The sequence below is a fragment of the Aeromonas sp. 130281 genome (genome assembly GCF_056642115.1).
The window spans coordinates 97329-111242 of the sequence record NZ_JBWVQS010000009.1 but is presented as its reverse complement, the minus strand read 5'-3'; the positions used below and the strand labels follow the sequence as shown (position 1 = coordinate 111242).

Below are 13914 nucleotides of genomic sequence, written 5' to 3'. Positions count from 1 at the left end.
CGCCCGACCGGGAATACTCCCGCCAGAGGTGCGATTTTTCACGTTTCCCCCCATATCGGGAGGACTGTATGGCTGGCGACTCGTAAACGGGAAGCTCAGCAAGCAGACATATCGTCTGGCATGCCTCATGGGCAAGCGGAGGGGATTATACGGATTTTTTCAATTCGCGCAAGAGAAGGCGGACAGATTGTGCGCAATTTTGTGTGGCGGATGGATCTCGCCGGCGATCGCTCCCCTGCCCGCCACAAAGCGGTAACGACAATGTTGCAAACAGGCTGATAGACTGCCCCCTTGCCTCAGTCAGCGGAACGACCCCGATGCTCAAGAATCAGAAGAAAGCCTATCAATACGGACTCTGCGCCGTCGCCCTCTGGTCGACGGTGGCCACCGCCTTCAAGATCTCCCTCGCCTACTTCGAGCCGGTGCAGCTGCTGCTGGTCGCCGCCATCACCTCGACCCTGACCCTGGGCTCCATCGTGACGATCCAGGGCAAGCTGCCCCTGCTGCTGAGCTATCTCAGGGCCCGCCCCTTCTACTATCTGGCCCTGGGGGTGCTGAACCCCTTCCTCTACTATCTGCTGCTGTTCAAGGCCTATGATCTGCTGCCGGCCCAGCAGGCCCAGACCCTCAACTACACCTGGGCCATCACCTTGAGCTTGCTGGCCGTCCCCTTCCTCGGCCAGAAGCTCCGTCGCCGTGACGGCGTGGCCATAGTGCTAGGCTACTTCGGCGCCCTGGTGATCGCCACCAGGGGGGATGTGTTCGGCCTGCAATTCGACAGCCCGCTCGGCGTGACGCTGGCCCTGGTCTCGACCCTCATCTGGGCGGGCTACTGGATCCTCAATACCCGCAATCAGGGGGATCCCATCGTCAGCCTGCTGCTGGGTTTTCTCATCAGCCTGCCTTTCATCGTGGTGGCGACCTGGCTGCTCGCCGACTTTGCCATGACCGCCTGGCAGGGCTGGCTCGGTGCCATCTATGTGGGGCTGTTCGAGATGGGCTTCGGCTTCGTGCTCTGGCTGATGGCCCTGCGCCACGCCACCAACACGGCCCCCATCAGCAACCTTATCTTCATCTCGCCGTTTGCTTCGCTGGTACTGCTCAACCTGTTGATCGGCGAGAGCATCCACCCGGCCACTCCCATAGGGCTGGCGCTGATCGTCGCCGCCCTGCTGATCCAGCAACTCAAATACGGCAAGCGCTACCGCAAGACAGCCGAGCCACAAGCCTGACAATGCAGAAGGGCGCATCCACAGATGCGCCCTTCGTTCAATCCATCCACTCCAGCGGCTGGTGCTTGGGTAGCCGGATCTCCACCAGCAAGCCTCCCAGCTCGGAGCGGCCCAGCCTGATGGTGCCGTGGTGCTGGGAGACTATCTTGGCGACTATGGCCAGCCCCAGGCCACTGCCGCCGCCGGTGCGCGCCACATTGCCCTGGGTAAAGGGTTTGAGCACCCGGGAATAGTCCTGCTCTGCTATCCCGGGGCCATTGTCGGAGAGCCGCAACCTGACCCAGTGACCATCGTCCTTCAACTCCGCCTGCAGCCGGGTCGCGCCGTAGCGCACCGCATTGCCCGACAGGTTGTTGAGGATGCGGCGAATGCTGATGGGATGGCAGGCCACCCGCACCGCCTGCTCCGGCAGGAGCAGCTCCACCTCCAGCCCCTGATCGGTCTGCATCAGCAGCGCATCGTGGATGAGCTGGGTCAGATCGATGGGCTGGGCATCCAGCCCCTCGTTCGGGCGTATGTAGTCGATGAACTGGTCTATGATGCCGTTGGACTCGTCGATGTCCGCATTGATGCTCTCCTTGAGATACTCGTCCCCCGAGGACATCATCTCGGTCGCCAGCCGGATGCGGGTCAGGGGCGTGCGCAGATCGTGGGAGACCCCGGCCATCATCAGGTTGCGCTCTTCGATAAGGCCCTTGATGGAGTGCGACATGTGGTTGAAGGTGCGGGTCAGGCGGCGCACCTCCCGCGAACCGTGCTCTCCCAGGGCATCGGGGAAGTTGCCTCGCGCCACCGCCACGGCCCCCGCCTCCAGATCCTCCAGCGGCCGCACCAGCTGGCGGGCGAAACGCCAGGCGGCAAACAGGGTCACCACCAGCAGCACGCTCATGTAGATGATGAGGGGCTCTATGTCGTCATCCTCGATCTCGGTCAGGGGGATGCGTACCCACATCTGGCTGGCCTGGGGCGGCTGGATCCAGATGATGTAGTGATCCTGGATCTCGACCCTGACCCTGGTTTCCCCCTTCAGCTCCCGACTGATGTTCTCCTCCAGATAGGGGTAGGGCTTGGACTCCTTGAGTCCGTGCTGCTCCGCCTCGCTCTGGGTGTAGATGTCGCTGCCCGTGGTCACATAGACCAGCGCCTCGGCATCCTCGCTCAGGGCAAGCTGGTTGCTGTCGACCGGGAAGATGAGCTTGACCTGATTGGCCAGCAGGTGACTGATCTGCTTGACGGTGGGCGCCAGCAGATAGTTGTAGAAGGTGGCGTAGGAAACAACCTGATAGACCACCAGCACGGCGGCCAGGAACCAGAGCATGCGGGAGAACATGCTGCCCACTTTTTTCATTCCCCGTCACCGTCCGGCACGAAGACATAGCCCAGGCCCCACACCGTCTGCAGGTAACGGGGCTGGGCCGGGTCCTGCTCCAGCAGCCGGCGCAGGCGGGAGACCTGCACATCTATGCTGCGCTCTGTGGCTGTGTACTCCCGCCCCCGGGCCAGGTTCATCAGCTTGTCCCGGGAGAGCGGCTCGCGGGGGTGGCTCACCAATACCTTGAGGACGGCAAACTCGCCGCTGGTCAGGGCGACCGGCTCCCCGTCGCGACTCAGCTCGCGGGTCGCCAGGTTGAGTTGATAGGCGCCAAAGCTCACCATCTTCTCGGCGGTGGACGGTGCACCGGGCAGCTCGACGGTATGACGGCGCAGCACGGCGCGGATCCGGGCCAGCAGCTCACGGGGGTTGAACGGCTTGGGCAGATAGTCATCGGCCCCCATCTCCAGCCCGACGATGCGATCCACTTCGTCTCCCTTGGCGGTGAGCATCAGCACCGGGATCTGGTTGCCCGCCTCCCGCAGACGGCGGCAGATGGAGAGCCCGTCCTCCCCCGGCAGCATCAGGTCGAGCACCATCAGGCTGAAGTTCTCGCGGGTCAGCAGACGATCCGCCTGCTCCCCGTTGGCAACGCCTCGCACCACAAATCCCTGTTCGGTGAGGTAACGCTCCAGCAGGGAGCGTAGTTTCAGGTCGTCGTCGACCACCAGGACCTTGTATTGCTGACTCATTGCCGCCTCTCCTCTCTGTCTCCTCCCAATACTAGGGCCCGCTCTGGCAACCACAAAGCATAAATATGTTACCGGTTATTACCCTTGGCCGGGGGATCCCGGGGATGGTGCGGTGCCGAACGAGCCGCTCGCCATGCATTTCTGCTCGACACTCGGACGCCAATGGCTAAGATCCCGAGCAAGACGACGCAACCCGCCACGCAGGCAGCAGGGACTGATAAGCCCATGAAAACCAAACTCATCACCCGTGAAGGCTACAACCAGCTCCGGCAGGAACACGACACCCTGTGGCGCGAGGAGAGACCCGAGGTCACCAAGAAGGTGGCCTGGGCGGCGAGCCTCGGGGATCGCAGCGAGAACGCCGACTACCAGTACAACAAGAAGCGGCTGCGGGAGATAGACCGCCGGGTCCGCTACCTGCGCAAGTGCCTGGAGGAGCTGACCATAGTCGATTACTCCCCCTCCCAGGAGGGCAAGGTGTTCTTCGGCGCCTGGGTCGAGGTGGAGAGTGAAGAGGGAGAGACCAAGCGCTTTCGCATCGTCGGCTATGACGAGATCTTCGGTCGCAAGGATTACATCTCCATCGACTCCCCCATGGCCCGCGCCCTGCTCAAGAAAGAGGTCGGCGACGAGGCCATTGTGCGTACGCCAGTGGGTGACGCCTGCTGGTATGTCAACGACATCAGCTACCCCAAGTGATCCTGCCGGGGAGCGCGGGCCAGCCCATCCCCTCGGGGTCAGGCTGGCGCCTTGCCCGGGGTGGCATCCCCAGCGTCGACCTCATATAGTGCTCACACCCGGCGCCGCAAGGCGCACACCGGCCGCAGAGGCGCACCGGGAGTCAGCTGGCGAGCCCGCCGCGACCATTCCCAGCCACTGCCGGCCCGTTGGACAGACCCGACCACAGAGACTCCAGATGCACAGCCATGTAATTGAGAGACAGATTGCCGGTGAGCTGAATGCCCGCCCGGAACAGGTGCAGGCCGCCGTGCGCCTGCTGGATGAAGGCTCGACCGTTCCCTTCATCGCCCGTTATCGCAAGGAGGTGACCGGCGGTCTGGACGACAGTCAGCTGCGTACCCTGGAGAGCCGCCTCGGCTATCTGCGTGAGCTGGAAGATCGCCGCCAGGTGATCATTCGCTCCATCGAGGAGCAGGGCAAGCTGACTCCCGAGCTGGCCCGCGAGCTGAACGGTGCCGACAGCAAGACCCGGCTGGAAGACCTCTACCTCCCCTACAAGCCCAAGCGTCGCACCAAGGGACAGATGGCCATCGAAGCCGGGCTGGAGCCGCTGGCCAACCTGCTGCTCACCGACCCCATGCAGGATCCGGAGCAAGCGGCGGCCAGCTTCCTCAATGCCGAACAGGGAATCACCGACAGCAAGGCGGCCCTCGACGGCGCCCGCTACATCCTGATGGAGCGCTTCGCCGAGCAGGCGGATCTCCTTGAGAAGCTGCGGGACTACCTGTGGCAGAACGCCACCCTGCGCGCCCGGGTGGTGGCGGGCAAGGAGCAGGAAGGGGCCAAGTTCAAGGACTACTTCGAGCACGACGAGCCCCTGCACAAGGCCCCCTCCCACCGGGTGCTGGCCATGCTGCGCGGCCGCAACGAGGGGATCCTCAACCTGGCGCTGGTCACGGGTGACGATGAGAGTGCCAGCCCCTGCGAAGGGATCATCGCCCACCACCTCAGGCTCAATCTGCAGAACCGCCCGGCGGACAAGTGGCTGCAGGGGGTGGTGAGCTGGACCTGGAAGATCAAGCTGTCGCTCCAGATGGAGACAGAGCTTATCGGCCGGGTGCGCGAGAGTGCCGAAGACGAGGCGATCAAGGTATTCGCCATGAACCTCAAGGATCTGCTGATGGCGGCGCCGGCCGGCATGCGCTGCACCATGGGGCTGGACCCGGGCATCCGCACCGGGGTCAAGGTGGCCGTGGTGGATGCCACCGGCAAGCTGGTCGATCACGCCACCATCTATCCGTTCGAACCGAAACGCCAGATTGATCAGAGCCTCAAGACCCTGAGCGAGCTGTGCCAGAAGCACAAGGTGGAACTCATCAGCATAGGCAACGGCACCGCCTCCCGGGAGACCGACCGGCTGGTGAGCGATCTGTTCGAGCGCTACCCCGCCTCCAAGGCGCAGAAAATCGTGGTGAGCGAAGCGGGGGCCTCTGTCTACTCCGCCTCCGAGCTCGCCTCCCAGGAGTTCCCGGATCTCGACGTCTCCATCCGTGGCGCCGTCTCCATCGCCCGCCGCCTGCAGGACCCCCTGGCCGAGCTGGTCAAGATCGATCCCAAGAGCATCGGGGTGGGCCAGTATCAGCACGACGTCGGCCAGAGCCAGCTGGCCCGCCGGCTGGATGCCGTGGTCGAGGATTGCGTGAACGCGGTCGGTGTGGATGTGAATACCGCCTCGGTCGCCCTGCTCAACCGGGTCTCCGGCCTCTCCCTGACACTGGCCCAGAACATAGTCGCCTACCGGGATGAGCACGGCGCCTTCAAGAGCCGTCAGCAGTTGCTGAAGGTGAGCCGGCTCGGGCCCAAGGCGTTCGAGCAGTGCGCCGGCTTCCTGCGTATTCGCGGCGGCAGCAATCCCCTCGACGGCTCGGCGGTGCACCCGGAGTCCTATCCGGTAGTGGAGCGGATCCTCGCCCAGCTGGAACATACAGTGGAGAGCCTGCTCGGCAACAGCAGCCTGCTGCGCAGCCTGAAACCGGCCGACTACACGGACGAGCAGTTCGGCGTGCCCACAGTCACCGACATCATCGGCGAGCTGGACAAGCCGGGCCGCGACCCGCGCCCCGAGTTCAAGACCGCGACCTTCAAGGAAGGGGTGGAGAAAATCAGCGACCTGGTGCCCGAGATGGTGCTGGAAGGGGTGGTCACCAATGTCACCAACTTCGGCGCCTTCGTCGATATCGGCGTCCATCAGGACGGCCTGGTGCACATCTCCTCCCTGACCGACCGCTTCGTCAAGGATCCCCGCGAGGTGGTCAAGGCGGGGGACATAGTGCGAGTCAAGGTGCTGGAGGTGGATGCACCGCGCAAGCGCATCAGCCTGACCATGCGCCTCGACGAGAAAGCGGGACAACCCGCCCGCAAGCCGGCGGAATCCCGCCCATCGGGTACAGGCAGCACCAGACCCAGACAGGAGCCGAAACAGGGCGCCCCTGCCGGTGGTGCCATGGGCAACGCCTTCGCCGCCGCCCTCTCCAAGCTGAAGAAATAAGATCCCGACAATGCAAAAAGCCCCGAAAGGGGCTTTTTCTTGTCTGCACCGCGTTGGCACGGGACGGGATCAGACGTCCTGACTCAAGCTATGTGGGGAAGCCGGCCTCACCGCTTGCTGATAGTGCCTGGCAATCACCTGATTTCGGTTGTCCATATAGGCACCGAGCGGACCTGTGGTTTCCTGCCTGAGGGTCATCAGCTCCTTGCGGGCCTGGGCTTCCTTGGCAGAGGCGGCGCGGGCCACGCTCAGATCCTGTGACGAGGGTTCTGCCGGTGCCAGGGCGGCGGCACGCACCTGCTGCATCTTGGCGATGGTGGCAGCCGGATCGCCCGGGATGGTGCCGATGTCGATGGCCACCTCACCCCCGGTGGCGTAACGCTTGCCATCCGGCCCCTGGGAAAACTGGTAGCTGGGGCTGCCCGCATGCTCGCCGCCTGCCGTCTGGTGCGCCTGCTCATGCTTGCGCACCTCGAGATCCCGCTCCACCAGCGCGGCCAGCTGGCGTTGCTGCCTCTGTTGCTCCTGCTGTTCGGGATCCTGCTGCTGCCGGCGCTGGCTCTCCTCCCCCGTGGCCTCGACGAAGCGATGGGACGGGGTCGTCGGGCCGGCCTGCGCGTTATCCCGGGTCGAAGCGGCAGGCGGATTGGAATTGGCCTGGGCGGCTCTGGACTTGTCTTTCTGGGAGGCGACGCCGGACTCGGCGTTGGACGCCTCGCTCTGGCGGCTGGGAGGCACCAGTTCTGCGCGGCGGTTGTCAGTCTGCGCCGATTCCGTCTGCGGCTGCAGCTGATTGGAGATCAGAAGCGGCAGACTGACGTTGATGTTCATCTCATACCCTGATGTCGATCAAGCTCCCCAACCATGTCAGCCTGTGGTTGCAGACGATGGGGGATGAAGGATGGCAGAGCGACGTTGACGTTCATCTCACACCTTGATGTCGATCAGGGTGCCCAGCATGTCGCTGGCGGTCTGGATCACCTTGGCGGAGGCGCCGGCATGCAGCTCGGCCACCTTGAGATTCACCAGCTCGTCCGTCACCTGTACCTGATCGCCCGACGGGGTGTTGAGGCGGGCAAGCTGGCCGGATGCCTGGCCGGCCAGTTGTTCGGCCCGCTGGAATCCCTGTACGCCAGTGGTCATGGCAGAATCGATACGCATCGGCTCACTCCTTTCATGGTTGGCTGATTATTCACCAGCTTGCGGGATTATTGAAGCCTTCCGCTCACTTTTCAGCCGACAAACTGCCGCACCATGTCGATGAACTGGGCCGGGTGGGAGATAAAGGGGGCGTGGGAGGCCTTCTCCAGCACCAGGCTGCGGCTCGCGGGGTAGCGCTCGTCCAGCAGCGGTATGGCCGCCTTGGGCACCAGGGAATCCAGCCGGCCATAGATGCGCAGCCAGGGCAGCTCCAGACCGACCAGCGCATCCCGCAGATCCACGTCGGCCAGCAGGCCGAGACCCGCCTCCAGCGCCGCAAGCCGGGGAGCCGGACGCTCCGCCAGCCAGTGGCGCAACTGGCGAATGTCGTTTCTGGCATGCTCGCTGCCCATGGCCTGGATCGCCAGGAAGCGCTCTATGGTCTGCATGAAGTCCCCCGCCAGCATCTGGTTGAAGCCGGTCAGTACCTTGGGGGCTATCCCTGGCCACTCATCGCGGGCCATGAAGCAGGGGGAGCTGGCGACCGTGATGAGGGAGTGGAGGCGCTCGGGCCGGGTCAGGGCCAGCTGGCTCGCCACCAGGCCGCCGAGGGACCAGCCGAGCAGATGGCATTTTTCCGGCAGGACGGTGGCGACCTGCTCCGCCAGCCAGGGCAGGGAGTAGTCACTCCCCTCGTGCAGGGGGCTGTTGCCAAACCCGGGCAAGTCCACCAGGTGCAACCGATAGTGGGCCGCCAACTGCTGGGCAATACCGTGCCAGACAGCACCATTCATGCCCCAGCCATGCAACAACACCAGGTCCTGACCCTGGCCAAACCGCTCAACCGATACGCTCATCTAGACTCAAGATCCCTGTTCATCTGCTTGGAGCCTGCATGTTAAAGCGGCTGCTCGCCAAAGCAAGTCCGATCCTCGGCAGCCGGTCCGACTGGCTCGGTCACTGCCTGCTCTGTCGCCAGCCCTGTGATGATCAACCTCTGCTGTGCCGCTGGTGTCAGCAGTCCCTGCACCAGCCTTGCCGCAAATGCAGGCTGTGCGCGACCCCCTTGTCAGAGCACCATGCTGGAAGCGAGCTGCTGTGCGGACGCTGCCAGCGCAGGCCCCCTCCCTGGGAGCGGCTGCAGGTGATAGGCGACTATCAGCTCCCCTACTCCCTGCTTATTCCCCGGCTGAAATACTCCGGCCAGATCCTGCTGGCGCCGCTGCTCGCACGCCTGCTGGCCGACCATCTGGAGGGAGACGATCCTCCCGAGGCCATCATCCCCGTCCCCCTTCACTGGTGGCGCCAGTGGTGGCGCGGGTTCAATCAGGCAGAGGAGATAGGAACCGCCCTCGGCGAGCTCACCGGCATTCCCTGCGACACCCGGCTGCTGCGCAGGATCAGGGCCACTCCGCAGCAAACCCGGCTCAGTGCCGGCCAGCGGCGGCGCAACCTGCGCGGCGCCTTCCAGATAGCGCCCCACCATTACCGCCACGTGGCCCTGCTCGACGACGTGGTCACCACGGGAGCCACCGCAGGTCAGCTCACCCGTCTGCTTCATGAGAGTGGCATAACAGAGGTGGAGGTGTGGGCCATCTGCCGTACCCTCAGACACCTCAAATAACCTGGCAGGGATACGGCCAAGCAGGCCGATGGCGGCATGATTCCGATACGCCCGGGCTCACAAGCTCGCCATCGACACGCTACCCAAGCCCCGCCAAGCGAGTTATCATGAATACCCTAGTCGTACACTCAGGTTTATGAGGATAGTGATGATCAGCATTTCCGACACCGCCCAGGCCCACTTCCGCAAGTTGCTGGAAAAGCAGCCTGATGGCACCAACATCCGGGTGTTTGTGGTCAATCCGGGAACCCAGAATGCCGAGTGCGGCGTATCCTATTGCCCACCCGACGCGGTCGATCCGGAAGATCAACACCTGCCCTTCAGTGGCTTCGACTGCCTGGTCGATCCCCTGAGCGCCCCTTACCTGGTCGATGCCACCATCGACTTCGTCACCGATCAGATGGGCTCCCAGCTCACCCTCAAGGCGCCCAACGCCAAGATGCGCAAGGTGGCCGACGATGCGCCCCTGGCCGACCGCATCGAGTACGTGCTGATGTCTGAAGTGAACCCCATGCTGGCCGGTCACGGTGGCAAGGTGACCTTGATTGACATTACCGACGACAAGCTGGCGATTTTGCAGTTTGGTGGTGGTTGCAACGGCTGTTCTCAGGTGGATTACACCCTGAAAGAGGGGATCGAGAAGCAGCTGCTGGAGAAATTCCCGGGCGAGCTGAACGGCGTGAAGGATGCCACCGAGCACCAGCGTGGCGATCACTCCTACTATTGATTTGCTGCCCTGCGGCAAAGAAAAGGCCCCGCCAGCTGGCGGGGCCTTTTGCATTCTGCGGCGGGCAGATCACTCGTCCTTCTTGTCTCGCGACAACAGGGCGATGGCCGCCTCTTTCGGGTTCTTGCCTTCGTACAGCACCTTGAAGATCTGCTCGCAGATGGGCATCTCGACGCCACAACGGGCCGCCAGCAGATGCACCTCCTTGGTGTTGCGATAGCCTTCCACCACCTGACCGATCTCGGTCATGGCGGTTTCCACCGACTTGCCGGCCCCGAGGGCCAGACCGAAGCGACGGTTGCGGGACTGGTTGTCGGTACAGGTGAGCACCAGATCCCCGAGCCCGGCCATCCCCATGAAGGTCTTGGCATCGGCCCCGAGGGCGGCACCGAGGCGCTGCATCTCCACCAGACCCCGGGTGATGAGCGCGGTTCTGGCGTTGGCGCCAAAGCCCAGCCCGTCGGAGAGACCGGCGCCGATGGCGATGACGTTCTTGACCGCCCCCCCCAGCTGCAGACCGATGAAATCCGGATTGGTATAGACCCGGAACGAGCGGCCGCAGTGCAGCAGTTGCGAGAGATCGTCGGCAAAGTCGTCGTGGGTCGACGCCACCGAGATGGCGGTCGGCAGGCCGGCGGCCAGCTCCCTCGCGAAGGTCGGACCCGAGATCACCGCCAGCGGGATGGTCTCCCCCAGCACGTCACGGGCCACGTCCTGCAGCAGGCGGCCGCTGTCCGGCTCCAGCCCCTTGGTGGCCCAGGCGATACGGGTATCGGGGCGCAGGAAGGGTTTGACCCGGGCCAGCACCTGGCCGAACACATGGCTCGGCACCACCAGCAGCAGCACGGGAGCGGCCTGCACCGCAGCCTGCAGATCCGCAGTCAGCTGCAGATCGGCGGGGAAAGGGACATCAGGCAGAAACGCCTTGTTGCAGCGATCCTGTTCCAGCTCGGCGACATGGGCGGGATCATGACCCCACAGCAGGGTCGGATGGCCGTTGCGCGCCAGAGAAATGGCAAGGGCGGAGCCATAAGACCCCGCCCCCAAGACCGAGATTGCGATCTGGTCGGCCATTATCAGGCTTCCGCAGTCGCCTGCTGGGCCTGAACCTGTGCCATGTGCTGGGCAAACAGGGCGTCGAAGTTGACCGGTGCCAGGTTCAGCTGCGGGAAGGAACCCTTGCTCACCAGGTTGGCCACGGCTTCACGGGCATAGGGGAACAGGATGTTCGGGCAGAAGGCGGCCAGGCAGTGTGCCAGCTGCGGCTCCGGCAGGTTGCCGATGGTGAAGATACCGGCCTGCTGCACTTCACACAGGAAGGCGGTCTCGGTTTCCAGCTTGCAGGTCACGGTCAGGGTCAGCACGACCTCGTACACGCCATCAGCCAGGACATTGGTCTTGGTGTCCATGTCCAGCTTGACGTCCGGCTGCCACTCTTTCTGGAAGATGTGCGGAGTATTCGGGGCTTCGAAGGAGACATCCTTGGTGTAGACACGCTGGATGTGGAATTCCGGTTGCACTTCCTGGTTGTTGATTTCGTCAGCCATTTCGTTTGATTCCTTTTTAAGAAAATGAGTGGGCGCAGGCCCTTAAATCAGCGTTTTTTGGTCACCGGCAGATTATCTGCACGCCATTGGGCCATGCCACCGCTGAGCACATATACCTGTTTGAAACCGGCTTTGCTCAGTTGGCGACCCGCGCCACCAGCGGTCATCCCCGACTCGCACACCACTATGATGGGGGCATCTTTGTGCTTTTCAACCGGCCCCAGATTGTTCGCCTGGATCTGTGTGAGGGGCAGGTGATGGGCGCCGGCCAGATGACCCTTGGCAAACTCATCCTGACTGCGAATGTCCACCACAGTGGCATTTTCACGGTTGATCAGCAGGGTGGCGCCGTGATTGTTCACCGCCTTCACCGGAGAAAAACGAGCACGCACAGTGGTATACACCAGGGTGCCTGCCAGGCCCAACCAGGCTGCGGTCAGCAGCGGGTTGCGGGCCGCAAAATCCAAATACTCTTGCATCTTCTACTATCCAGGGACCAAGACAAGGGCCCGAGTATACATGGGGCCCTTGATAAGATCAGCCATCTTGGCGGCAAAGCGAGAGCAAGCTCCCATCAGGGATTGCCCGCCCCCAGACCGCCTTGGGGAAGGGGCCGCCAACCGCTTCGGAAGAGAGGCGCCAGGGGTTGAATCGTGCACAAAGACAAGCCGGCAACATGCCGAAAACAGTGGGATAACAGGTAAAAACAGAGGTGAAAGAGGGACTTGGCTATCAGGTGACTATTTCGGCAGATGTAGTAATATTACGCTAGTTTCACTTCCCGCAATTCATTCCTATCCGAGAGGACATAGTCTTATGTCAACAGCTAAGAAACCTTTGGTTCTGGTCATCATGGACGGTTGGGGCTACAGCACCAAGCAAGAGCACAACGCCGTTGCCGCCGCCAAGACCCCGAATCTGGACCGCCTGGCCCGCGACTACACCAGCACCCTGATCTCCGGCTCCGGCCTGGATGTGGGTCTGCCGGACGGCCAGATGGGCAACTCCGAAGTGGGCCACGTCAACATCGGCGCCGGTCGCATCGTCTATCAGGAGCTGACCCGCATCTCCAAGGACATCCAGGACGGCGACTTCTTCCAGAACGTCGAGCTGGGCAAGGCTGTTGACGCCGCCGTGACCAAGGGCAAGGCCGTGCACATCATGGGCCTGATGTCCCCGGGTGGCGTACACAGCCACGAAGAGCACATCATGGGCATGATCGAGATGGCCGCCAAGCGTGGCGCCGAGAAGATCTACTTCCACGCCTTCCTGGATGGCCGTGACGTACCGCCGCGCTCCGCCCAGTCCTCCATCGAGCTGTTCGACGCCCTGTTCGCCCGTCTGGGCAAGGGTCGTTTCGCCTCCATGATCGGCCGCTACTTCGCCATGGACCGTGACAACCGCTGGGATCGCGTGCAGCAGGCCTATGACCTGATGACCCAGGGCAAGGGCGAGTTCACCGCCGACAGCGCCACCGAAGCCCTGGCCAATGCCTATGCCCGCGACGAGAACGACGAGTTCGTCAAGGCGACCCGCATCGGCGAAGCTGCGCCAATGGAAGATGGCGATGCGCTGATCTTCATGAACTTCCGTGCCGACCGTGCCCGCGAGATCACCCGCGCCTTCGTCGACAGCGACTTCACCGGCTTCGCCCGTGCCGCCACCCCGGCGCTGAACTTCGTGATGCTGACCGAGTATGCGGCCGACATCAAGACTGCCTGCGCCTACCCGCCCACTGCCCTGGTCAACACCCTGGGTGAATGGCTGGCCAAGCAGGGCAAGACCCAGCTGCGCATCTCCGAGACCGAGAAGTACGCTCACGTCACCTTCTTCTTCAACGGTGGCGAAGAGTCCTGCTTCACCGGCGAAGATCGCGAGATCGTCGCCAGCCCGAAAGTGGCCACCTATGACCTGCAGCCGGAGATGAGCTCCGAAGAGCTGACCGACAAGCTGGTCGGTGCCATCAAGAGCGGCAAGTACGACGTCATCATCTGCAACTACCCGAACGGCGACATGGTTGGCCACACCGGTGTGTTCGATGCGGCCGTCAAGGCCTGCGAAGCCGTTGACCACTGCATCGGTCGCGTCACCGAGGCCCTGGCCGAAGTGGGTGGCGAATGCCTGATCACCGCCGACCACGGCAACGCCGAGAAGATGCTGGACGAAGAGACTGGTCAGGCGCACACCGCCCACACCAATCTGCCGGTTCCCCTCATCTATTTCGGTCGCAAGGCCGAGGTGCTGGAAGGGGGCAAACTGTCCGATCTGGCCCCGACCATGCTGACTCTGATGGGTCTGCCTGTCCCGCCGGAAATGACTGGCAAGCCCCTGATGATTCTGAAATAATCCTG

The 13914-nt window shown here is 63.2% G+C and carries 14 protein-coding genes; 6 read left to right on the top strand and 8 right to left on the bottom strand.

Annotated elements, in window-relative coordinates:
* Positions 1-317 precede the first annotated feature (317 nt).
* A complete protein-coding gene (locus AC1IN8_RS18795) occupies positions 318-1232 on the top strand; it encodes a DMT family transporter (RefSeq protein WP_479760113.1) in 915 nt (304 codons plus the stop codon).
* Positions 1233-1269: 37 nt separating this feature from the next.
* Here AC1IN8_RS18795 and envZ read toward each other — a convergent pair whose 3' ends face one another.
* On the bottom strand, positions 1270-2580 hold the full coding sequence (gene envZ / locus AC1IN8_RS18790; RefSeq protein ID WP_202047958.1) for a two-component system sensor histidine kinase EnvZ: 1311 nt from the start codon (positions 2578-2580) through the stop codon (positions 1270-1272).
* A complete protein-coding gene (ompR, locus tag AC1IN8_RS18785; protein WP_025325382.1) occupies positions 2577-3296 on the bottom strand; it encodes an osmolarity response regulator transcription factor OmpR in 720 nt (239 codons plus the stop codon). Before ompR ends, envZ begins: the two co-directional genes overlap by 4 nt.
* Positions 3297-3521: 225 nt before the next feature.
* On the opposite strand from ompR, the gene greB reads away from it, so the two are divergent.
* On the top strand, positions 3522-3995 hold the full coding sequence (gene greB / locus AC1IN8_RS18780) for a transcription elongation factor GreB (RefSeq protein WP_025325381.1): 474 nt from the start codon (positions 3522-3524) through the stop codon (positions 3993-3995).
* A 217-nt stretch (positions 3996-4212) separates the two neighbouring features.
* Positions 4213-6525, top strand: a complete 2313-nt coding sequence (locus tag AC1IN8_RS18775) for a Tex family protein (RefSeq protein ID WP_479760111.1) — start codon at positions 4213-4215, stop codon at positions 6523-6525.
* 69 nt (positions 6526-6594) lie between these two features.
* On the opposite strand, the gene AC1IN8_RS18770 is transcribed toward AC1IN8_RS18775, so the two are convergent.
* The 3 genes from AC1IN8_RS18770 to bioH form a co-directional block, all read right to left on the bottom strand.
* Entirely contained in the window at positions 6595-7356 is a 762-nt protein-coding gene (locus AC1IN8_RS18770; RefSeq protein ID WP_479760109.1) for a putative metalloprotease CJM1_0395 family protein, read from the bottom strand.
* A 96-nt stretch (positions 7357-7452) separates the two neighbouring features.
* Positions 7453-7686: a flagellar hook protein FlgE gene (locus AC1IN8_RS18765; RefSeq protein ID WP_042648867.1), complete on the bottom strand. Its 234-nt coding sequence runs from the start codon at positions 7684-7686 to the stop codon at positions 7453-7455.
* A gap of 71 nt (positions 7687-7757) precedes the next feature.
* Positions 7758-8522 (bottom strand): pimeloyl-ACP methyl ester esterase BioH, encoded by a 765-nt coding sequence (gene bioH, locus AC1IN8_RS18760; RefSeq protein WP_479760107.1) that lies wholly within the window; start codon positions 8520-8522, stop codon positions 7758-7760.
* Between the two features lie 38 nt (positions 8523-8560).
* Between bioH and AC1IN8_RS18755 the strand changes: the two genes are divergently transcribed.
* Positions 8561-9289 carry a ComF family protein gene (locus AC1IN8_RS18755; protein ID WP_479760105.1) on the top strand — a complete coding sequence of 243 codons (729 nt, stop codon included), beginning with the start codon at positions 8561-8563 and terminating at the stop codon, positions 9287-9289.
* Between the two features lie 148 nt (positions 9290-9437).
* Positions 9438-10016, top strand: coding sequence for a Fe-S biogenesis protein NfuA (gene nfuA, locus AC1IN8_RS18750; RefSeq protein ID WP_033129997.1), 579 nt, complete (start codon positions 9438-9440; stop codon positions 10014-10016).
* 69 nt (positions 10017-10085) lie between these two features.
* On the opposite strand, the gene gpsA is transcribed toward nfuA, so the two are convergent.
* From gpsA to AC1IN8_RS18735, 3 genes are read right to left on the bottom strand one after another with little or no spacing between them, the layout of a single operon-like run.
* Complete coding sequence (gene gpsA, locus AC1IN8_RS18745) at positions 10086-11090, bottom strand: NAD(P)H-dependent glycerol-3-phosphate dehydrogenase (protein WP_025325374.1); 1005 nt, start codon at positions 11088-11090, stop codon at positions 10086-10088.
* Positions 11091-11092: 2 nt separating this feature from the next.
* A complete protein-coding gene (gene secB / locus AC1IN8_RS18740; protein WP_005328525.1) occupies positions 11093-11563 on the bottom strand; it encodes a protein-export chaperone SecB in 471 nt (156 codons plus the stop codon).
* A 47-nt stretch (positions 11564-11610) separates the two neighbouring features.
* Entirely contained in the window at positions 11611-12042 is a 432-nt protein-coding gene (locus tag AC1IN8_RS18735) for a rhodanese-like domain-containing protein (protein ID WP_025325373.1), read from the bottom strand.
* Positions 12043-12379: 337 nt separating this feature from the next.
* Between AC1IN8_RS18735 and gpmM the strand changes: the two genes are divergently transcribed.
* The gene (gene gpmM, locus AC1IN8_RS18730; RefSeq protein ID WP_479760102.1) at positions 12380-13909 is read left to right on the top strand and encodes a 2,3-bisphosphoglycerate-independent phosphoglycerate mutase; all 1530 of its coding nucleotides are present in this window, start codon (positions 12380-12382) and stop codon (positions 13907-13909) included.
* Positions 13910-13914: the final 5 nt, after the last annotated feature.

Coding starts and splice junctions, on each gene's coding strand:
- secB (WP_005328525.1), bottom strand. CDS start 11,563: ATGGCTGACGAAATCAACAACCAGGAAGTGCAACCGGAATTCCACATC.
- AC1IN8_RS18755 (WP_479760105.1), top strand. CDS start 8,561: ATGTTAAAGCGGCTGCTCGCCAAAGCAAGTCCGATCCTCGGCAGCCGG.
- AC1IN8_RS18775 (WP_479760111.1), top strand. CDS start 4,213: ATGCACAGCCATGTAATTGAGAGACAGATTGCCGGTGAGCTGAATGCC.
- nfuA (WP_033129997.1), top strand. CDS start 9,438: ATGATCAGCATTTCCGACACCGCCCAGGCCCACTTCCGCAAGTTGCTG.
- bioH (WP_479760107.1), bottom strand. CDS start 8,522: ATGAGCGTATCGGTTGAGCGGTTTGGCCAGGGTCAGGACCTGGTGTTG.
- gpmM (WP_479760102.1), top strand. CDS start 12,380: ATGTCAACAGCTAAGAAACCTTTGGTTCTGGTCATCATGGACGGTTGG.
- ompR (WP_025325382.1), bottom strand. CDS start 3,296: ATGAGTCAGCAATACAAGGTCCTGGTGGTCGACGACGACCTGAAACTA.
- greB (WP_025325381.1), top strand. CDS start 3,522: ATGAAAACCAAACTCATCACCCGTGAAGGCTACAACCAGCTCCGGCAG.
- AC1IN8_RS18735 (WP_025325373.1), bottom strand. CDS start 12,042: ATGCAAGAGTATTTGGATTTTGCGGCCCGCAACCCGCTGCTGACCGCA.
- gpsA (WP_025325374.1), bottom strand. CDS start 11,090: ATGGCCGACCAGATCGCAATCTCGGTCTTGGGGGCGGGGTCTTATGGC.
- envZ (WP_202047958.1), bottom strand. CDS start 2,580: ATGAAAAAAGTGGGCAGCATGTTCTCCCGCATGCTCTGGTTCCTGGCC.
- AC1IN8_RS18770 (WP_479760109.1), bottom strand. CDS start 7,356: ATGAACATCAACGTCAGTCTGCCGCTTCTGATCTCCAATCAGCTGCAG.
- AC1IN8_RS18765 (WP_042648867.1), bottom strand. CDS start 7,686: ATGCGTATCGATTCTGCCATGACCACTGGCGTACAGGGATTCCAGCGG.
- AC1IN8_RS18795 (WP_479760113.1), top strand. CDS start 318: ATGCTCAAGAATCAGAAGAAAGCCTATCAATACGGACTCTGCGCCGTC.